The sequence below is a fragment of the Pseudoalteromonas denitrificans DSM 6059 genome (genome assembly GCF_900112265.1).
Lineage (GTDB): Bacteria > Pseudomonadota > Gammaproteobacteria > Enterobacterales > Alteromonadaceae > Pseudoalteromonas > Pseudoalteromonas denitrificans.
This window is the reverse complement of the sequence record NZ_FOLO01000029.1, coordinates 16,438-38,160: the sequence shown is the minus strand read 5'-3', so window position 1 is coordinate 38,160 and position 21,723 is coordinate 16,438. Positions and strand designations below refer to the sequence as shown.

The following is a 21,723-nucleotide window of genomic DNA, read 5'->3' as shown; positions in this document are numbered from 1 at the left end:
TTTAAAAGCGTGCTGTCGATAAGTAGACAGAGATACTTAAGTGATAAGTTTAGGGACTATTTTAGGAGTAAGTTTTATGGATAAAATTATAGGAAATGTAAGTCGGTTTGCTCAAATGGTAACAAGTCATCAGCAAATAAATAAAGATCAACCTAAAGAAGAAGTTGCATTGAAAGCGAATTTATCAGATCAAGTCAATATATCTGATGAGGCAAAAACAAAGTTATCTGAAGAGTCTCAGAAAAGTGTTAATGAAGCTTTGCAAAATATCACAGGAAAAGGGAAGCAAAAAACAGATGACAGCATGACTGAAATGGAAAAGTTAGATGAAAAAATAGCAGAACTTCAAGAAAAACTAAAAGAATTACAGCAAGAAATGAGCACACTCAGGTTAAAGGGTGATGAGGCATCCCTTGCAAAACTCAAATTATTAGAACTCGAAATGGTCAGTATTAATGAGCAATTATTAGAGTTAAATAATCAAAAAATTGAAATGATGAAATCAGGTTAACTAGTTATTTTAATCAAATTTTAGTTACAATATGTTTTATGAGCAATATAGGATAAAACATCATGTCAGCAGATAGGTTTGGTACAAGTGAGCATTATAAACAACAAGAAAAGGGTTATCGGGAACGAGCTCTAAAATTATTTCCTTGGATCTGTGGCCGTTGTGCCCGAGAGTTTCAATACTCAGGCTTAAGTGAGTTAACAGTACACCATATCGATCATGACCATACGAATAACCCAAATGATGGCAGTAATTGGGAGTTATTATGCATATATTGTCATGATAATGAACATGATAAATATACTCGCCATGAAGAATATCCGACTGAAATTGAAGCCGGTGATAATAATCAGGATATGGCAACTTATAATCCATTTGCTGATTTAAAATCTATGCTTAAGAAGTAGGTTTAAAATAATTTAAGTCAATACCTCTCTATGTATTGGCTTTTTATTTGTTTGGACTTCCCAGGTTTCACTAGACAGATTTCAGTACTGCGCATATTTGAGGAGAATGCGATTTTAAAACCAGTTGTTATACGTAATCTTACAATTGAAAAATTGTTAATTGAGGTTTTGTGTTTAAGGTTTTAATTTTATAGGTACAGACGCTGCATCTCTGTGATTGTACATCAAAGAGGCTATAGAACGACTAAAGTTGATTAAACACTTAAATGGTTAAACTCTTAACTGGAATTAAATTTTACATTACAAATTTATTAGATGAGCCATATTATCATCCAGGTGGAGAACAAGCAGGTTTATGTACTGACTTTACTTAAAGAGCAAAAGCTTATAAAAGCTCTTTATTTCTAAATGTTGTCTGCCAATGGTTGTTTATCTTGCCATAAAATTTTAGCCATAGGCAGTCTCATTCATTTGCTTTTATATCAATATGACACGATCAAAGTATTCTATTTCAAATAAATCTATATTATCCCTTTAAATCATTGAGAATGTTTAGGTATTGAAGGGGAGATATAAGTTATTTGGTTTTGTCATAATTTAAAATGAAGTCATCTAATTCTAAGAAAAATTCTTCATTATCTTCCATTTCTTTTAGCTTTATTTGTGAGCTGGTAACTAATAATATTTTTACTTTTAATTTTATTATTTTATTTAAATATATATCACCGACTTGCATTTAATGCTCCTTCATTTTTTATTAAAGTTATCATTTAAAGTTTTTTGATTAAGTATTGTCTCGGGGGACATCGAGCAAAGGTTCCGCTAAAATGTTGCCGTTATTTGCAGTGATTTCAGCCATAAGTGTATAATGAAACTGATCAATCGGGTGTTTTAATGTCATAGAGACTTCAAAAACACGCTTTATAGATTTTGCTCGCAAATACCATAACAGATATTTATTACCATCAATGTCTATTTTAAACCAAGATTCAATTTGCACTTCTTCATCTTGCAAAGTTGCGGCTGCTTCATCAAGTCTTGAAGCAATTGTATTTTTCCACTCATCAACTTTATCTTCAGTTCCGGGTTTAAGTTTAATTAACCCCGATGCAAATTCCATCATTCAAGTCCTCGTAAAAAATGTATTAATTGTGGCTTTATAAAAATCTTGGCCTCAAACTTTATCGCACTCTAATATCCCATAACTAAAAATAATTGGGAACACTATTAATATTATATTTTTATGAATCATGTTGATTGGGTTTAAAAACACAGCTTAGAGTAATTAATCCAATTGATTTTAATAAAAAGTGAAATGTTTACTTGTTTGTCTTGAATTATTGTTTATTATCTGCACGTTGCAAATTTGTGTACAAAGAAAATTTATTAATTACAACATATTAACAATAAAAGCAAGGAAACAGGATGGAATTTAAATACGCTAACCCTCTTTTGAGTTTAGTCATTGGTGCATGTATTTGTGCACCTTCATTAGCAGAAATACCTGCTAATTATTATGATGCTGCTGATACATCATCTGCTGGAGCATTAAGAAATTCATTACATGCAATAATTGATGATCATAAAAGATTTCCATATACCTCTTCTGAAACTGATACATGGGATATTTTAGAAACTGCTGATCAAGATCCAAATAATTCGCAAAATGTTATAACCATATATCGTAATGCAAGCTATGCAAAAGAAGGTGGTGGTAACTCTTTTTATAACAGAGAGCATACATGGCCAAAGTCTTACGGTTTTCCAGATGATGGTTCTAGCAACTACCCGTATACAGATGCCCATCATTTATTTATTGCAGACAGTGGTTACAATTCAAGTAGGTCTAATAAACCTTATGCGGATTGTAGTGAGAGCTGTAGTGAAAAAGTAACCGAAACTAATAATGATCGCGGTGGAATTAATTCTAATTGGACTGATGGCTCTTTCTCTGCGGGAAGTTGGGAAACTTGGGATGCAAGAAAAGGTGATGTTGCCAGAGCACTTATGTATATGGCTATTCGTTATGAAGGTGGCGTGCATAATGAAACGGGTATTACTGAGCCTGATCTTATTTTAACTGATGATCGTAATTTAATTGACTCCTCTAATACCGGATCTAACGGTTCAGTTGCATATATGGGACTGAAAAGTACATTACTTCAATGGCATAAAATTGACCCTGTAGATGACTTCGAAAGACGCCATACAGATACTGTTTTTAGTTTTCAAGGCAATAGAAACCCATTTGTCGATCACCCAGAATATGTCGCCTGTGTATTTGAGTCGGTTTGTAATGGTGAAGTTGACCTTATTGCACCTAATGCACCAAGTGGATTAGCGGGAACTGAATTAGCAGGAAAAGTTGCTTTAACTTGGAATGCCAATTCAGAAGCCGACTTAAATGGCTATAATATTTACCGAAGTGAAACTGCTGGTGGGAACTATACAAAACTGAATGCATCTGTTGTACGAACAAATACTTTTACTGATGAAAATGTAATCGCTTTAAAATCATATTTTTATGTGGTAACAGCAAGTGACTATTCTGCAAATGAATCAGGTCATAGTAATGAAATTACAGCTGCGGCAACTGAAGTGGTGATAGTTTCAAGCAATGCATGGATCAATGAATTTCATTACGATAACGCAAGTAGCGATGTGAATGAATTCATAGAGATTGCAGGCATTGCAGGAACAGATTTAACGGGATGGTCGTTAGAATTATATAACGGTAATGGTGGCGCAATATATAATACAACTCAGTTAAGTGGCATTATTTCGGATCAACAAAATGGTTTTGGCGCATTGAGCTTTTTAATATCAGGCATTCAAAATGGTGGTCCAGATGGTTTTGCATTAATCAATTCAGCAGGTGAAGCGGTTCAGTTTTTAAGCTATGAAGGGGCATTTTCTGCAAGTGGTGGTACAGCTGATGGTATGCAGTCTATTGATATAGGTGTTTCAGAAACATCTTCTACCGTCGCGGGTACTTCATTACAACTTATCGGAAATGGCGCTAATTACGCTGAATTTACTTGGCAAGCATCAGCTGCAGAGTCAAAGGGTAATATTAATAGCAATCAGCGTTTTCCTTTGCCAAATGTAGCACCTCAAGCGGCTTTTACATATTCGTGTGAAAACCTAAATTGCCAATTTGATGCAAGTTCAAGTATTGATGAAGATGGCGAAATAACACAATATATGTGGGACTTTGGTGACCAAAGTCAAGGTGAGAATATGCGCACTGAGCATGTTTTTGCTAATGAAGGGTCTTTTACTGTTACTTTAATTGTTACGGATAATAGTGGTGCTCAAACGAGTATTACTCATACATTTGATGTAATTGTGGTTGAACAATCTTATTTTGAAAATAATACAGTGATGGCAATTGAAGATAAAAAGCGCACTGTCAGTAAAATTGATGTAGAGCGTGAAGCGTTTACCAGTACAATTGATGTTAAAGTGGATATTACGCATTCTTATCGTGGTGATTTAAAGATCAAACTTAAATCTCCAGAAGGTCATGTTTATAAACTAAAATCAAAAGACCGTCATGATGATGGCCAAGATGTATTAGAAACCTATACCCTAGATGTGTCAGGTAACGCTTCTGGTACATGGAAACTTGTCATTAAAGATAAAGCTAAAAAAGATGAAGGTCAGCTAAACTTTTGGTCAATTCAGTTTTGATTTAGTCGGTTAATAATTTAAAATAGTTTGAATTAAGAAAGCCCAATGTGAAACATTGGGCTTTTGTTTTTAAGATGCTAATGGTGTTAGGTATATATGGTTGAGAGAAAATATGAACACCAGTGCGTTGAGGGTACTACGTTCACAGTCATTGCTAAAAATAGCCTAACAATGACTGTTCAATTGCTGATTTAACACTATCTTGATATGGTACTACGACAAAGTCGCTCGGTAATTAGTCCGACAGTTTCCCTTGGTAATGACACTACTACAAATTAGTACCTTTTAGTAAGCTAACCTAATCTGGTTTTAAATTATTATAATTGTGATAAGAACAACCAAGCTATATAATTCTCGCGTTTTATCAATGCATTTGTGAAAAGTGCAACATTTGATCATGATTTTAAAACGTAGGAATCATGTAAGTAGTTAAATAAACGGATTATTATGAAATTTTATCAATTTTTAAAAATATCACTTAGCATAAGTGGTTTAATTTTAATGGGCTGTGGCGGGAGTAGTGATACTAAAGAAAGCATTTCAGAGGTTAATATAACTCCCACGATCACAGTCGCAGATTTAACTGTGAATGAAAAGGCTGATGTGATTGTCGATGCGATTGTTAGTGGCCAAGGTAGTTCTTTGTACCGTTATCAGTGGAAACAAACGTCTGGCCCGGCTGTAACCTTAATCGATGCTGATAAAGCCAATGTTTCTTTTACTGCACCTGAAGTATCAGAAGATGCCATAATTGGTTTGTCTCTAACTTTTACTGATACTGATGGAGATATTATAGTATCTGAAAGTGTTGTAAATGTGGAGCAAGTAACCTTAGCACTTACAATCACTGGACAGGCAATCGGATCAACCTTAAGCAATGCAAAAATTGAAGTTAATATTGCAGGACATGAAGCCCCAATTGAAGTTTTAGCCAATGAAAATGGTGAGTACACGGTTGATTTATTACTGGATGACTCTGAAGCAGATGCATTTATTTCAATTATTGCCAAAGGTGTTGAAACACACACTAAAACGGGTTTAATTTCATTACTGGGTACTCTAGCTGAATTAAGAGAACTTGCTGGTGAAGATAATATACTTACCAGAGATGAAGAGTTTTCAGTCAACATTTCCATCATTACCACAGCGCAATATGCATTAGCTAAATTTGCAAATAATGATCAAGCCATGTTAAGTGGCGTTCAATATGAGAATATTTTGCAAAATATAGATGGTGTTGAAGTCATCAAACTTGCAACTGCAATAAAAATGGCGACTGAAAAATCTGATTTAAATGAAATATTAACACTTCCTGAAGAAGTATCTGATACTCTGGCATTAATTGAAAGCCCACTTGTAATGGATAGTTATTTACGTGGTGTGGAAACATGGCCTGAATATAAAACCGTAGAGCAAGAAGTTTATAACGATAATGCGTTAATAGATACATATTCACCATTTACAGCACCTAAAGCCTATTCTTTTATCAATAGAAATATTACAGGGGGCTTAACTTTTCGTTTTGATGCTGGGCAGGGTACACAAGAAGGTAATACTTTTGATTTTACTGAAACCAACGGTGTGATCTCAGCAGTAGTGAGTAAACCGGTTACAACATACAGAATTGAAGAAATTTTAGATTATGTTTATATGACTCCTATTTATGTTTATGTTGATGCTGAAATAACAGATATGAGTTATGAATTAAAACGTCTTGATAGCGGAGGCAATTCAGATGTCATTTTATTAACCACAACTAAAAAGAAACATTCACCAGAGGGGTTGTTTGAAGATGAAATATTTACAGAAACGTTAATTTCTACAGCAATAAGAGACTCTGGAAATGTTTCAATAAACCAAATTGATGCTGGTATAGCCTACTTACCAGTCGATAATATATTTATCAGTGATGAAAGCAAAAAAATATACGCTAAAATTGATGAGTTTAAATTAAATGAAGATGGAACTGGCCATGCGACTTTATTAGATATTGATTTTAACTGGCAAAATACTGATGGGGTGTTAGAACTGACTTTTCCTGCGGATGGTGAATCTGAAGAAAGGGTTGTGTCCTGGAGTCAGTTAACAAATGAAGTTGGTGGAAACCACTTTCAGTGTGAAACCAAGGGGTATATCTACAATTTTTGCAATAACATTACTGGCAATGCCACTGATAGTGATGAGTATATAAATAAAGGTGCGATTATAAGCTCTAAAATGAGTTGGGACCTTGCGGATATTCCCGGAAAGTATACATACTATGGTACACCTTTTACTCTAGGAATAGAGTATGAATTACATGAAAATGGTGAGGCAGATTCAAACTATGGTATTGGCAGCTGGAAGCTGAACGAAGACGGCACCTTAACCATTAGTAGAGTAGTTAATGATAATGGTCAATCTACGCGTGAGTGTCGTTATGAAGAAACTGAAGGATGTGTACTTTATTTGACAGATACTTGGCGATTAATAGGCCAGTTTGGAAATCGTTCTGATATTATCTATACAAGGGATAGAAAGTATTCAAATTTTTATGAACGAAAAGATGCAATATACAATCATCCTAGAACTGTTTATAAATTAAACTCTACATCTGAATAAAAACTTATATTTAGTTTTTTTAAGATTAATTTATTAGCAAAAATGGTGATAATGAGTAAAGTATTACTATGAATACTTTACTTATTTTTTTGACTTTTTATATTTTAAACACATTAACCGGTCCGCCAGTACTTTTATCTCGTGTGATTGCATACTCAACAGCTTGTATTGCATTTTTGCCAAAGTCCATTGCAGCCATGGCCCATAACTTTCCTGAACCTATAGCAAAATTATAAGTTAACGGCTCGATGTGTTTTCGACCATTTTGAATAAAGCCGTAAAATACTTTTTTTTCTCGCATTAAAATAAACTCACATTTTAAAGGAGAAAATTTATCACTTTCCCAGTCTCGCTGTAGCTCATAAACATCTGAGCATTCTCCACAGGCCAGAACTTTATCTTTACCATAAGTAAACCATTTTTTCGCATCATCAATGCATACAAAATTATGAGTGCTTATTCTGCTATCTACGGCAATACTTTTCGACTTATGATGATAGGTAATTGTTGTCATTTTTTTCCTGCATTTATTCATTATCTTTAATTCTTTGCTTGAACTGCTTTTAAATTAGGCAAAGAAGTTTTTGTATTATGCCAATCATCTCAGTTTCAGAAATATATCAACAGGTAATACATGACCGGTTTAAGAGCAGATATGTGAATCGAAAAATAAAAAAATTTTTAATGCAAGATAAGTTAAAAAATAGGAATTTGTTCTTATTGTTTATTTTAATCTTGTTAACTAGAATTTTTATTTTACGGTACGGCTATGAATAATTTATTTCATTGTTATTAACTCGTTATTTATCAATTTATTACAAGGACATGTAAGTTATGAAAATTCGAATGTTTCAGTTCTTAAATTTATCTGTATTGCTGTTATTAATATGTATTAAACCTATTAATGCGACACCTGTTGAATCAGTTGAAATTATTAGCTCTCAAACCTTAGGACCTGCGCCATTAAGTGTACATTTTGATGTCGCAAAAGTGCTTCATAATAATCAAGAATTAGACCCTTTTCGTGATATTAATTATTCATGGAATTTTGGAGATGACCAAGGTGAATATTGGGCTACTAACCAAAAACCCAAAAATACTGATCAGGGTTTTATTACCGGGCATATTTTTGAAACGCCGGGGCATTATGAGGTAAGCGTTGAAATTTCAAGTAAAGCGGGGGTTTTTGAGTCGATTATAAAAACAATATCTGTTGAGGTAACAGATCCTGATGAATTCTATTTTGATGAAAATACAATTTGTTTTTCAATGTCTGGAGATTTTACAGCTTGTCCTGATAATGCGCAGCAAGTGCAATTAACGCCTGAACCTAACATAGATGAGTTATTAGCTTTAGGACAATTTAAAGGAAGCATGCAAAAAGAACAGCGGATCTGGAATCCTTATAAAGAGTATGCGCTGAATTATGACCATAATAGTACTTTTGAATATTTAGATTATGAACAGCAATGGGATTGTCAAACTGAGGTTGAAAAATATAAAGCCTCTTTAATACCTGTAGAACAAATCACACCTTATATTAATTCAAATAAACGTTTATTGTTTCATCGAGGAGAAAGCTTTATTTTCTCTCGTTCATTATATTTAAATCACTTTAGTGGAAGTACACTTGGTGCTTTTGGCTTGTGTAAAAATATAAGTCAAGACAGATGTGGTAATGCGCCAATACTAAAAACCTTAGGTGCGAAACGTTACTCAGACTTGTTAATTTTGGCAGATGGCAGTACAGATATTAGAGTTTCAGATTTGTCGATGACACATATTTGTGGTGATTCTAATAGAGCGATAAATTTACATGGCAGTGTGAGTAAAGTGACACTTAATCGTCTTGATATTGAAAAGTTTGATACGGCTGTTATTGGACGTACTTATGGACAAAAGGTACCTCATGATCTTATTGGTATTTTTAATTCTAAATTTGAAAAACTAGGTGCAGGAAGTGCTGATATTTACGATCCTGAAAATACCGAATGTGCATCACCTAGTATGCCTGATTGGCATATTGGGGATAAAAAAACAGCTATTTCTGAAATGCAATGGGATACATTATGGAATAACTATAAACTTCAAATGATGACTGTTTTAACAAATAATAACTGTAAGTCTGGAGGCAATGTTACTTATTTACCCGCCCATAGACATATGATTATGGGAACAACGATGAAAGATGCTAAAACACGACGTGCAGAGCATATATTAAGAATGCCATTAGCCCAAAAATCTGTGATTAGTCATAATGTTTTTTCTGAACCTTCTCCTAATAAACATGCACTAAAGCTACATAATATGGGTGACTGTATTGTATTGGATGATTGCGATGTTAACCCTGTGCAGGCGGCTGAAAATTATCCGACTAGCAGGGTCTTGATCAAAGAAAATCTTTTTAAATCAAACACAGATATAGTTGTAAATATAGGTCCAGGAACGAGTAAAGTTGGAGAGCAGGTCAATAATATATTCTTTGAGTCAAATAAAATTGAGGCAAGTGGAGAGGAAAATCAAGTTGCTTTGGTACTTACAGGGCATGACTCTATTGTTGAAAATAATCAAATGATACAAAATTTCCCAACAACAAGTTGGGTTGGTGTGAGCATAGATAAAGGCCGTAATGAGGTTGTGCAAGGTAATAATAACCTAGTTAATAATAATCATTTTTCAGTTAATGGATCTGTATATATGGTGAGATTAGGTAGCGAAGCAAATGATACTCAAATTGTTAATAATCAGGTCTGTGCTACAGCACAAGTTAATTTTATTGATTTAAATGATGCTAACCTTACTTATAGCGCCAAAAATAATGTCCTAAATTGCACGGAAAACAAAGTGACTGCCGCGATGTTTCACCTGAATTTTGATAATACACAGGCGCCAGCAATGGATGTAATGAATAATGTTTCAACTGAAGTTAAAGGAAATATTGACTTAGTTGAAGGAGTCGTTGGTAAAGCCGTTGTTTTTGATGATATTAATGATGAAATTATTATTTCAGATCCCATGATAAATACTGAGATTAACCAAGATTTCAGTTTAATGTTTTGGATCAATGTGAATGATTTTAGCTTAGGAGGTGAGGCATTTGGCCGACCTCGTTTAAATCGCCAAGGTGACATATCTTTGAGTATTAATGATAAAGGGGAAGTACTTTTTTATATTAATTCAAAGCATATCATTCCTAATATCGTATTAGAACGCAATATATGGTCTCACTTAGCTTTAACTTTTAATAATGCAACGCGCAGCGTTAAAGTATTCTCTAATGGGCGTGAAGTTTATCAATATGTTTTTCCTCAAAATATTGAGTTATTTTTTAATACTGAACAAGAATTTAGATTAGGTGTTGGACAATGGCGTTCAGGTTCAAGGTATTTCTCAGGTATGTTAGATGAATTTAAATTTTATCAAAGTGCATTATCTAGGCAGGAAATAGAAAAACAAATCAATACAGGTTTAGCAATTACAAACAGCGAATAATTTTAAGCTTTGTCTAATAATACATGCTTTGAATGGAATTATGTGAGTCTAATAAAGCATGTATTAAGTTATGTTTAAATTACTGATAAACGCCAGAACATGCTTGATCACCTTTTTTATGCGTTTTCATGTATTGGTTATAACTAAAATAATCTCTATGCTCGATGACTTTACCCTCTTTAATATTAATAATTGTTGTAATAGGCGCACACGCTGTTGTTAAATTATCTCCTTTACCTGATGAGAGCTTTAAGTCCGCAATAAATGTAACATGTCCACCAGCTTCATATTTGTGTTTCAGATCAAAATCAAGAACGATCCCTCCTGTTTGTTCAATTAATTTACTGAGCGTATCTACAATGACTTTTTGACCTTTCATATTATATGTATTTTTTGGACCAAAAATTTCTGATGTTGGGTCAATAAATACAGAATCTTCTTGATAAAAGCTTGCCATTTTTTTTACATCAAAGACTTTGTAGGCTTCTAAATATTCATCGGCAATTTTAATATTATTTTGGTTTTCTTTAGCGTTTATTAAGGTCAGTGGTAATAAACACACACTTAAGGTAATTATTTTTTTCAACATAACAAGGCCTTTATGTAACAAAACTTAGCGAAATATAAATTGTTGGGTATCAACAAAACGACCTAGATTTTATTCATGGTCTAAATGTGGGATTAACATAATAATTTAAAGGGAATGTGTCTTGAAAATGACTATGTATTTTATTGAAATATTTTTGAAGTTAATAAAATGCAAGTAAAAACAACCGGTTGAGTTCAAGTTTTTATTTTAAGTTAGAAAAATAAAATGTGTTTTTATGTGCTTGTATTCGAAAGTAAAAACGAATTGAATTATTTTTCACTGTAAATTCTAGTGTGATATTAAATAAAAAAGTTTACATAAAATGAAACTTATTAGCACGATAGATGTTTTATTAGATAATTGTAAAGTGATAATAAAATGTAAACATCTTGACGGGCCTTCATTGATCATTTAAAACTGCTTGCAAGGTGATACTGAGTACCTTGTTTGTTAAGAGTCACCACAATAATAAAATAATACAGTTGAGACATAATGAAACCTAATACAGCATCTGCAACATCTAACTTTTCGGTGGGAGAATTTAATGTGCTTAGCTCTCGCAATCTTGTTACAAAAGATGCTGAAGAAATTCTGATCACACCAAAAATGCTCAATGTTTTGACTGAGCTTGCAATGCATCAAGGTAAAACGCTTTCAAAAGAACAGCTCATTTTATCTGTTTGGGGATCCATTCATACCTCAGATATGGTGCTAAGTCGCGCGATATCAGATTTAAGAAAAGTATTTGGTGATTCAGCTAAACAGCAACATTATATTGAAACTGTAACAAAACAAGGGTACCGGCTTAAAAAGAAAGTTGTTTGGTATGAATATCAACAAGAAGTAGTTGTTGAATCTATAACTGATACGCAGATAAAACCCCTTCAAGTTGCAAAAGCTTGGTATTTAGATTTAAAAAATCAAGTGATGGTATTTTTAGTGATTACTTTTAGTATCGTATTTTTAATGTTTATCAACCAAAACACTACACACATAAACTCGGATAATAAATCACAGATACAATTAACTTATTTAACCAAAGATGATGATACTGAACGTTTTGTACGTTTTAGCCATGATGGTCAGTATCTGGCGTACACAGCTAATAATAAAGAGAAAGCACAATTAAGAATTCGGCTACATTCTCTTATAGATAATAAAATAACTTATGTGGGTGAGTCAGATACAATAAACGCTAGCCAAAAACACAGTGATATATCGCCAGCATTTTCTCCTAATGGTTTTGAGGTCGCTTATAAGCAGTTGTCTGCTTCTGGTTGCTACATTAGAATCTTTAACTTTATCAATTTACAGGACCGTGAATTGGCGGAGTGTCCATATTCACAAACTCATGCTTTAGATTATTCACCTGACGGAAAATATCTCGTCACGACAGTTTTTAATCATATAAAAAAAATTGAAAGTCTAGTTTTAGTATCGTTGGCTGATGGGACGTTTAAAACATTGTCAGCACCTATCCACAAGGCATCAGGCCATCTCTGGCCTCGTTTTTCTCCTGATGGTCGTAAAATAGCGGTTGTGCATTATCGCCCCAATAGTAATTTATGGAGTATAGGTTTGGTTAATGTAAAAACAGAGGAATATACAGATATACTTGTTATAGGGGAGGAGATCAGCCAAGTTGTTTGGGACGAAACCGGTGATTCAATATACTATTTGGTTGTTAAAAGTAATGATAATGGTATTTGGAAAATAGACTTAGAAACTAAAGCGACACACAAAGTAGAAAGTATTAGCAGTAGCAGCTTAGATTTTGATGAGGTAAGCAAAAAATTTGTTTTTATTGAAAGAGAAAGTAAATTTAATATTTGGCAAACTTTTAAGTCACAAAGTGGTGATATTAAGTCAGAACCTGTATTTAAAAATTTGCCGCAAACACATTACCCAAGTTTGTCATCAAATAACAAAATGTTGGCTTTTGTATCGACAGCTTCAGGAATAGACTCTTTATGGCTTAGAATGCTCAATAATAATGCTAATGTATTATTATTTCAAAGTAATATAAAAGAAAAATTATCAGAACCTACATGGTCTTTTGATGGGAAAAAACTTTTAGTTAGTGTATTGGGCCCAAACTCAAGTCGGATTATGCAGTTTGATGTGGAATTAGGAAATGCGAAACAATTAGAAAGTAAAAATAATGTCAAAATGGGAAAATGGTCAAGTGATGGCAATATTTTGTACTGGTACGAAGAAATTAATGGCACTTGGCATATTATGGAGAAAAACTTAACATCAGGGCTGCAACATATTATTTTAAGCCAACCAGTTTCAAGGTTTGAAGTACTTGATAAAAATACTTTGTATTATCAAAAGATTGGTACATCTCAAGTTCATTCTAGACTAATCAAGAAGTCAAATATGCAAAATATAAAAGATGAGATGTTACTTGTTTTGCGGGGAAGTTATACTTGGGAAGCTAAATCAGGTGCATTGTTTTATATATCAAAGTCTTTAAAAAGCAAAAAACAAATGCTGTTTAAAATGAATTTGTTTACGGGTGAGTCAAAGGAACTATTTGCTATTGATACCATGTTAACATTATCGGGTCGCCACCTAAGCGTTAAGGATGATGAAAGTCATGTTTATTATACGCGACAACAAAAATACCATACAGATATTGTATTGATGAAATCCAACTAGTTAAGAGCGTTTTTTTAGGCTTGATTGGTTTATAATAACTCTGAACTAAATTTAGAATCAGGTTTAAGGATTTCCCATCGTTGCTAAAGTTGGCGGTACTCTGACTTTATACTAAAAATGCTTATTAAATAGAAGTATTCGCTTATTTTCCTACAATAAGTAGTAGGCAATGATTTAATTGTTAATATCTAATAAAGGGTTAATACTGTTAATTTCACTCAGTGACTTTTTAATTTTATCAATCGTTATTTGAGATGTTCCTCTGCTTAATGCAATACAATTATCTCCAACACTTTCATTTTTTAACTTATAAGCAAATGCTAATTTAGATTTTTCTATATCTAAGGAATCGAGCATTTTCAGCAGAGAACCTTTTGATTGGATCATTAAATCTATTCTCCCTTTCATCAATTTTCGTAAGGAACTTAAATCGTCAGCATTTGCATCTAATTGTAGCCCATTTTTAAAACCATTTTTTAATAGAAAATGGTGGTCATAGTCATTTCTAATTAATCCGATAGTATATTTTTTCGCGTCTGATAAAGACGATATTTTTATGTCATGTCTTGATGAAAGCTTAACAAAATATAAATTAATTTTTTTTGTTAGTGGGCAAATAAAATGAAATAAATCTTCGCGTTTATTCGTTCTGAATATAGGGAAAATTAGGACATTCTTTTTCGTTAAGGCGAATTGGTATGCTCTTGACCACGGATAGATATCAATCGAATAAGAAAGGTCAGCGTTAGTCATAATTAGCGCAACCTTTTTGACTAATACTCCTGAAATAACTCCATTACCATCAATATTTATATGAGGTGGCCACTGTTCAGAAACAATCCTTATATCAACAGGTTTAGCATAGGCTATTGAAATACATAGAATGAATATTCCAGCCCCCTTTATCAATTCGTATGTAAACGATATCAAACTCAAACTCAAACTCAAACTCAAACTCAAACTCAAACTCAAACTCAAACTCAAACGCACCAAGCTAACTATATATTTCATACTTTAAAATTTTAGTATATTAGTATAATTAATCAACAACTAGCCTTGGTTCTGCATTTATGCAATTCTGACTTAATTGACCAGTTTGAATTTACTGGTATTTTAATATGTACAATTGATAATCAATTATTACCTGGTGCTGCAATTACGGGTTCAAAAATTGAGGATAGATAATTAAGGTTTGAAGGTTATCTTGTGCGCAATATATTTTTTCTTATGGCTAAGGCCACCAGCGTATCGTTTATTACTCACTATGGGGCAATACACATACAGTCCTTCAGCACCATGTATTGTTTCTTTGAGGTTTTCTGAAGTAAAATCTGAATGAAATTGTTCGCTTAAAGTTTTAGAGAGAATATTATCAAATTTATAGCCTGACAATTGAGATAATCGCATAAAAACCTAAGTTTTCAAATGGACAGTTTATTAATTTAGTCAATAGTTCGACAGCTGTTAATATTATTAAAAATAAAAACCAATAAAATCAAAACTATAATTGACAACGCTTTTATTTAGGGGAAAGGAGTTTAATTTCTTCAATTAAAAAAGGGCTTCCCCATTGTTGAATTGTTTTTATGTCTTTAATATATCTTCCTGAAAACGCAACAATTGCACCATCTTGTTTATATTGAGAAAGTAATTTTATGGGTAATAATTTCAAATTACTTTCGGTGATGATGCCGTAAAACCCGCCTTCAAATGGCATATATTTGATTTCACCTGTATAAATTTCTCGTTTCATCGTTAGCCCGTTTTAATTTGAAATTGAACTTGTTTTAAATAATTAAGGCTGATAATCTCACAAAATGAAAATAAATAATGTTTTTTCCTTCATCTTAAATTCTTGGTGGCGCTCTCTTTTATAGAGCGGTACTGAATCCTTTTATTCAAAAACCGCCAGTTGGCAGTGATTGAATAAAATAATTATGTCTCTGGTGGTAAATTTCGGAGATATATCATGCAAAAAACTCACACATCTCAAAAAGAAGTTATTAAATCAGAAAAAATCCTGACTGGCGATCGTGCTACAGGACCACTCCATTTAGGGCATTTTGTAGGATCATTACAGCAAAGAGTCAAGTTACAACACCAATATACCCAAACAATTTTAGTTGCGGATATGCAAGGTTTAACCGATAACGGGCATAACCCTCAAAAGGTCTCGTCAAATATACTAAATGTTGTTGCTGATTATCTTGCTGTTGGTATTGACCCACTCAAAACCACGATATGTTTACAGTCAAAAATTCCAGCACTTGCAGAGTTAACAATGTATTACGCTAATTTAGTTTCCATTGCTAGGCTTCAGAGAAACCCAACAGTTAAAAATGAAATTGCAAGTAAGTCTTTTGGTCAGTCCATTCCAGCTGGCTTTTTAACATATCCAATTAGTCAGGCTGCAGATATTACAGGCTTTAATGCAACTTTGATCCCTGTGGGTGAAGATCAATTACCTATGCTTGAGCAAACAAATGAAATTGTTCGAAGGCTAAATCATATTGCCCAGGCTGATGTGCTAATAGAATGTAAACCACTATTGAGCAAGGTTTCGAGACTGCCAAGCGTTGATGGTAAAAATAAAATGTCTAAATCTTTAGGCAATACAATCATGCTGGGATCAAATGAAAAGGAAATATCTAAAGCGGTAAAATCTATGTATACGGACCCAATGCATTTGAATATTAATGATCCAGGACAAATCGATGGTAATGTCGTATTTACTTATTTAGATGCTTTTCATGAAGATGATACATATATTAAAGATTTAAAAGCACATTATAAAGCTGGAGGACTGGGCGATGGTACAACAAAAAAGATTTTAGAATCATGCTTGCAAGATGTTTTAAAACCTATTCGTGAACGAAGATCACTTTATATGAATGATAAAGCTCAGCTGATTAAAATTTTAAAACAAGGCAGTGAAAAATCACAAGAAGAGGCAAATCAAGTTTTGCAAAAAGTAAAATCTGCTTTTGGCTTAAATCTATTTTAATTTGCAATTTGCTGAATAAATTGACTTAACGATGTTGGAAATATACCAAAGCCTATCACCAAAAAGAGTATGAGAATATTAAGTGATAGGTTATTTCCATCAGAGAGTAGATTATTAAACGCGATGTCATTTTTGGGTCTTTTAACCATAGCTAAAATGACTTTTAAATAATAAAATAACCCTACAGTACTGCCTAATACCAGAGCTGCGAGTAATAACCAAAGCTGTTGGCTTATGGCTGCCATCACTAAGTAAAACTTTGCCATAAAACCTAAAGTTAAAGGAATGCCAGCGAGTGATAACATTAGCAAGATTAAGGTAATAGCAATAAAAGGTTTGTGCCAAAATAAGCCATTTAAATCATCAAGCATTTTGACTTTTGGTAATTGAATTAAAATAGAAAATACACCTACCAGTGTAAATAAATAGGCAACTAAATAAAAAAGTAAAGTTTGAGTATTAAAACTTTGAGTTGAAAATAAAACTTTATCGTTATTTATTAATAATAAAACAATAAGTAAATACCCAAAATGTGCAATTGAAGAGTAGGCCACTAAGCGTAATAGATTTTTTTGAAATAAAGCTAATACATTGCCCACAAACATAGAAGCAATTGATGTGATAACAATAATATCTATAATAATTTGATATTGCTGCCATTGACCTAAGTTCATTAAACGCCATAAAACAATAAAGGCAGCTAATTTAGATAAAGTTGCAAGTAACGCTGTGGTGACAAGTGGGGCGCCTTCAAATAAGTCAGCTATCCAAAGGTGGCAAGGTACTAAAGAAAGTTTAAAAAATAAGCCCGTAAAAATAAAGATGATCGCGCATACAATTGTCCATTGCGGTAATACTTGTATTGAAGGTGTTTGCATTAAATTTGAAAATGACAAAGAACCAAATTGTAAATATAAAATAGCGGTACCCATTAATATAAATGCAGAAGCAATGGCCGATAAAATTAAGTATTTAATACCCGCTTCTTGTGCTTTTTGATCATGTCCACAATAAGCAATTAAGCCTATAAAAGATAAACTCATTAATTCTAAACCCATAAAAAAGCTCGCAAAGTGATTACTTGAAACCATAATTACACCACCTAAAGCAGTTAATAAAAATAGTAAATAATACTCTTCTTTTTGTTCACTAAGCGTTTCAAGCCAATGATAGATCTGAGACCAAATAAGGCCAATAATCATAAATAATAAAAGTGATATAAAACTTGTCTGTGCATTAAAAGTAAACAAGGGTTCAATTAAGCTCTCATTCTTTTGTAGATAGAGTTGTAAAAATAAAGCCGCTAATAAACTGAGTCCTGAAGTGAGATAGGCAAAAGAATGCCTTCTTTTAAAGCAAAGCTGGATCAATATCATTAATGAACCTAATACCAAAATGAATGATGGGATGTAATAAAAACTCATAATTAGCTTCCAATATTTGATGGTATAAACGTTAGGTTTGTGAGGGATGTATAAGTCAAATCAAAAAATGGTTGGGGGTGCAATCCTAAGTAAATTAAAATAAAGCACATAGACAATAGCGTGACCCATTCTTTAGTATTGGTATCTGATATTTTGCTATCGTGAGGGCCTTTTATTTGACCAAAAAAAGTTTTATAGATCAATAATAAAGAATATATTGCAGCTAAAATTAAACCTGATGCTGCAAAAATTGTGAGCTTAGGGTATTGTTCAAAACTGCCAAGTAAGATTAAAAATTCAGCTACAAAGTTACCTAATCCAGGCATGCCTAATGACGCGATACCAAAAAATAAACCAAATGCACTGAGTTTTGGCAATTTACTCCATAAACCCCCTAATTTATTTAAGTCCCGGGTATGATATCTGTGTTGTATCATGCCCACTAAAACAAATAATGCTGATGTACTAATGCCATGAGCTAACATTTGCATGACAGCACCTTGTAAAGCATAAATATTAAAAGCAAAGCACCCCAATAAAACAAATCCCATATGGCTAACACTTGAGTAAGCAACCAAGCGTTTTAAATCCGTTTGTACAAATGCCATCATAGCCCCGTAAATAATGCCAATAACACCAATGAGCATCATACTTGGTGCGAGTATTAACGAAGCGTCGGGAAATAAAGGCAAAACGAATCGAATGATGCCATAACCACCTGTTTTTAATAATACAGCAGCAAGTATGACACTGGCTGCCGTAGGGGCTTGAGTATGCGCATCGGGTAACCAGCTATGAAAGGGTAAAGCGGGTAGTTTTACCAAAAATGCGATGGTAAAGCCTAATGCAATCCAAAAGGCTAAATCGCCACTAATTGGGTTTTGTAATAAAATAATGTAATCGAAGGTTAAAAGGCCTGTTTGTTGAAAGTGAACACCCACTAAAGCACAAAGACTTAATAACATTAGTAGGCCACCTGCCTGGGTAAAAATAAAAAACTTAATGGCTGCGTAATGCCTATTTTCGTATCCCCAAATGGAGATTAAAAAATACATAGGCACTAACATGACTTCCCAAAAAACAAAAAATAAAAAGAGATCGATAGCTAAAAATACGCCTATAACACCAGCTAAGGTCCAAAGTAAATTTAAATAAAAAAAACCAGTTCGTTTTGTAATTTCATGCCAGGCAGATGAAAGTGCAACTAACCCCATTAATAACGTAAGTACTATAAGCAGTAGGCTGAGTCCATCCATGGCTAAATGTGCACCAATATTGAATATTGGGATCCAACTGTGGGGTTCGTTTAATAACCATTGAGATAGAGCAAAGCTATTATCATTAAATATGATGTTATTTAAGGGGGAAAATAAAGGGAGCCAACAACAAAGCAAAGAAACCAAAGCTATTTTTTTTGGTAAATTGGCGTTAAATTTTTCGCTATACCAGGCAAGCATGCCACCGATTAAAGGAATGAATAGCAAAATAAATAATGTCATGACATTAATGCTCCTTTAATAAACCAGGCAAAAGCTAATACGCAAAAAATAATCAAACTTGCGTTATAACACCTTAGTTTTCCATTTTGAAATTGGCTGAATTTTTTATGTAATAGTTTGCTGATTTTTTCTAATGCGCGATAATGTAAATCAATGATATCTGATTTATTTAATTGACATAAAAATTTAAAAGGTGATACAAAAATAACCTGATATATACGGTCAAACGCCCAGCCACTTTTAAGTAATTGGTGAAAGTATTGTAATGCAGGCACTGTGATTGTTTTGCCAAATAAATTAGTCTTAAACATCCACCAAGCAAGTGATATTGCAATAAAAGGTAAAACAATAGGCAGCCAATGTTGTAAAGTTGTTAAGCCTGAAGCATTGAGTTTAGGCATTAAAGTTTGAATGCCGCTAGGTTGTATACCACCAAATAATGAAAAGAAGCATAAAAGAAGAAGTACTAAACTCATTATTTTTTCTGGTTGTTTATCTGGGCTTTGTTTTGAATCACCTAAAAAAACGACAAAAAAGAGTCTGGCACTATAAAACGCGGTAATAAAAGCACCGAGTACTGCGGCCCACCAAAAATTAGTATGACCTGAATCAATTAGTTGCTCTAAGATTAATTCTTTACTGAAAAATCCTGAGGTAAAAGGTAAAGAAGCAAGAGCTGCACAACCAATTGCAAAAGAGGTGGCAACAATGGGAAGCTTTTTTAGTAATCCCCCCATTTTAAATATATTGTGTTCATGGTGCAGGCTGTAAATTAAGGCACCTGCAGATAAAAATAATAAAGCTTTAAAAAATGCATGTGTCATTAAATGAAATACAGCGCTTGCGCCTGCACCAACCCCTAATGCTAAAAACATATAACCTAATTGACTAATCGTTGAATAAGCTAAAATACGCTTTAAATCTGACTGCACCATAGCGGCACTTGCACCCAGTAATAAAGTAATGGTGCCTATAAATGCAATTAAATACATCACATCGGGTGCCATTTGAAATAATTGGCTATTGCGGGCGATTAAATAAATTCCTGCAGTGACCATAGTTGCGGCGTGGATCAAAGCACTCACAGGAGTGGGGCCTGCCATGGCATCGGGTAGCCAGTTCTGTAGTGGGAATTGTGCCGATTTTCCAAGCGCACCACCCAATAATAATAAACAGCATAAGTTTGCCATATTATTATTTGATGATGACCACACTGACAGAGCCTGAACTTGTAAATCTTGTATATTTAATGTGCCTAATTCTATAAATAATAAAAATAAACCAAGTGCCATTGCGGTATCGCCAATACGCGTCATTAAAAATGCTTTATTGGCAGCTAAATTATTATCTCGATCTTGATACCAAAAACCAATGAGTAAATAACTACATAAACCGACACCTTCCCAGCCTAAATAAAGCAGTAATAAATTATCGGCTAGCACTAAAAATAACATGGCTGAAACAAATAAATTTAAATATGTGAAGTAACGTTTAAAGTCTTTATCCTGGTACATAAATCCGATTGAATATAAATGAATTAAAGCACCGACACCTGTGATTATGGTGATCATAACCAAAGATAAAGCGTCTAAATAGAGTGAAAAATTAATGTGTAATTGCGCTATTTTGATCCAATTCCCTAAATTTGACGTTAAAACAAAATCGGTTTGTTGCCAAAATACAAAATTCAAAAATAAACTAATACATGCAGCACCGCTAATGGATCCAACGGCTAAAAGTGCGGTGGTTAATTTATTTGGCTTGGAAAATAATAATATTAATGCACTGAACAAGGGCAATAATGGAATTAGGGATAATAAACTTGCGTAATATGTCATA

The 21,723-nt window shown here is 33.3% G+C and carries 17 protein-coding genes; 7 read left to right on the top strand and 10 right to left on the bottom strand.

All coding sequences use genetic code 11. The annotated features are described in order from the left end of the window. Positions 1–76 precede the first annotated feature (76 nt). Positions 77–511 (top strand): hypothetical protein, encoded by a 435-nt coding sequence (locus tag BM088_RS16385; protein ID WP_091986750.1) that lies wholly within the window; start codon positions 77–79, stop codon positions 509–511. A gap of 62 nt (positions 512–573) precedes the next feature. Next, positions 574–918, top strand: a complete 345-nt coding sequence (locus tag BM088_RS16380) for a YajD family HNH nuclease (RefSeq protein WP_091986748.1) — start codon at positions 574–576, stop codon at positions 916–918. A gap of 577 nt (positions 919–1,495) precedes the next feature. Here the strand turns inward: BM088_RS16380 and BM088_RS27280 are convergent. Then, positions 1,496–1,654, bottom strand: coding sequence for a hypothetical protein (locus tag BM088_RS27280; RefSeq protein ID WP_177208078.1), 159 nt, complete (start codon positions 1,652–1,654; stop codon positions 1,496–1,498). A gap of 48 nt (positions 1,655–1,702) precedes the next feature. Continuing rightward, positions 1,703–2,041 (bottom strand): DUF6176 family protein, encoded by a 339-nt coding sequence (locus tag BM088_RS16375; protein WP_143085099.1) that lies wholly within the window; start codon positions 2,039–2,041, stop codon positions 1,703–1,705. A gap of 302 nt (positions 2,042–2,343) precedes the next feature. Between BM088_RS16375 and BM088_RS16370 the strand changes: the two genes are divergently transcribed. Together BM088_RS16370 and BM088_RS16365 are read left to right on the top strand one after the other, a co-directional pair. Further along, entirely contained in the window at positions 2,344–4,611 is a 2,268-nt protein-coding gene (locus BM088_RS16370) for an endonuclease (protein ID WP_091986742.1), read from the top strand. A gap of 447 nt (positions 4,612–5,058) precedes the next feature. Beyond that, a complete protein-coding gene (locus tag BM088_RS16365) occupies positions 5,059–7,212 on the top strand; it encodes a PKD domain-containing protein (RefSeq protein ID WP_091986739.1) in 2,154 nt (717 codons plus the stop codon). A gap of 97 nt (positions 7,213–7,309) precedes the next feature. Here the strand turns inward: BM088_RS16365 and BM088_RS16360 are convergent, their stop codons facing one another. Further along, entirely contained in the window at positions 7,310–7,726 is a 417-nt protein-coding gene (locus BM088_RS16360) for an Ntn hydrolase family protein (protein WP_091986737.1), read from the bottom strand. A 320-nt stretch (positions 7,727–8,046) separates the two neighbouring features. Here BM088_RS16360 and BM088_RS16355 point away from each other — a divergent pair, with 320 nt between their 5' ends. After that, positions 8,047–10,704 carry a LamG-like jellyroll fold domain-containing protein gene (locus BM088_RS16355; protein WP_091986733.1) on the top strand — a complete coding sequence of 886 codons (2,658 nt, stop codon included), beginning with the start codon at positions 8,047–8,049 and terminating at the stop codon, positions 10,702–10,704. Positions 10,705–10,783: 79 nt separating this feature from the next. Here the strand turns inward: BM088_RS16355 and BM088_RS16350 are convergent, their stop codons facing one another. Then, positions 10,784–11,293, bottom strand: coding sequence for a nuclear transport factor 2 family protein (locus BM088_RS16350; protein ID WP_091986730.1), 510 nt, complete (start codon positions 11,291–11,293; stop codon positions 10,784–10,786). Positions 11,294–11,785: 492 nt separating this feature from the next. On the opposite strand from BM088_RS16350, the gene BM088_RS16345 reads away from it, so the two are divergent. Beyond that, positions 11,786–13,957, top strand: coding sequence for a winged helix-turn-helix domain-containing protein (locus BM088_RS16345; RefSeq protein WP_091986727.1), 2,172 nt, complete (start codon positions 11,786–11,788; stop codon positions 13,955–13,957). A 174-nt stretch (positions 13,958–14,131) separates the two neighbouring features. Here BM088_RS16345 and BM088_RS16340 read toward each other — a convergent pair whose 3' ends face one another. The 3 genes from BM088_RS16340 to BM088_RS16330 all read right to left on the bottom strand — a co-directional run bounded on the left by BM088_RS16340 (position 14,132) and on the right by BM088_RS16330 (position 15,710). Further along, positions 14,132–14,968 (bottom strand): substrate-binding periplasmic protein, encoded by an 837-nt coding sequence (locus tag BM088_RS16340; protein WP_091986724.1) that lies wholly within the window; start codon positions 14,966–14,968, stop codon positions 14,132–14,134. A 174-nt stretch (positions 14,969–15,142) separates the two neighbouring features. Then, complete coding sequence (locus tag BM088_RS16335; protein WP_091986721.1) at positions 15,143–15,364, bottom strand: hypothetical protein; 222 nt, start codon at positions 15,362–15,364, stop codon at positions 15,143–15,145. Positions 15,365–15,476: 112 nt separating this feature from the next. Continuing rightward, a complete protein-coding gene (locus BM088_RS16330; protein ID WP_091986719.1) occupies positions 15,477–15,710 on the bottom strand; it encodes a hypothetical protein in 234 nt (77 codons plus the stop codon). 216 nt (positions 15,711–15,926) lie between these two features. Here BM088_RS16330 and trpS point away from each other — a divergent pair, with 216 nt between their 5' ends. Then, on the top strand, positions 15,927–16,961 hold the full coding sequence (trpS, locus tag BM088_RS16325) for a tryptophan--tRNA ligase (RefSeq protein ID WP_091986716.1): 1,035 nt from the start codon (positions 15,927–15,929) through the stop codon (positions 16,959–16,961). Here trpS and BM088_RS16320 read toward each other — a convergent pair. Genes BM088_RS16320 through nuoL form a run of 3 tightly spaced genes read right to left on the bottom strand, consistent with a single transcriptional unit; the run spans position 16,958 to position 21,722 of the window. Next, positions 16,958–18,385: an NADH-quinone oxidoreductase subunit N gene (locus tag BM088_RS16320; RefSeq protein WP_091986713.1), complete on the bottom strand. Its 1,428-nt coding sequence runs from the start codon at positions 18,383–18,385 to the stop codon at positions 16,958–16,960. The two genes, trpS and BM088_RS16320, sit on opposite strands and share 4 nt — an antisense overlap. Positions 18,386–18,387: 2 nt before the next feature. Beyond that, the gene (locus BM088_RS16315; protein ID WP_091986710.1) at positions 18,388–19,884 is read right to left on the bottom strand and encodes a complex I subunit 4 family protein; all 1,497 of its coding nucleotides are present in this window, start codon (positions 19,882–19,884) and stop codon (positions 18,388–18,390) included. Beyond that, positions 19,881–21,722, bottom strand: a complete 1,842-nt coding sequence (nuoL, locus tag BM088_RS16310; RefSeq protein WP_091986707.1) for an NADH-quinone oxidoreductase subunit L — start codon at positions 21,720–21,722, stop codon at positions 19,881–19,883. Before nuoL ends, BM088_RS16315 begins: the two co-directional genes overlap by 4 nt. Position 21,723 lies beyond the last annotated feature (1 nt).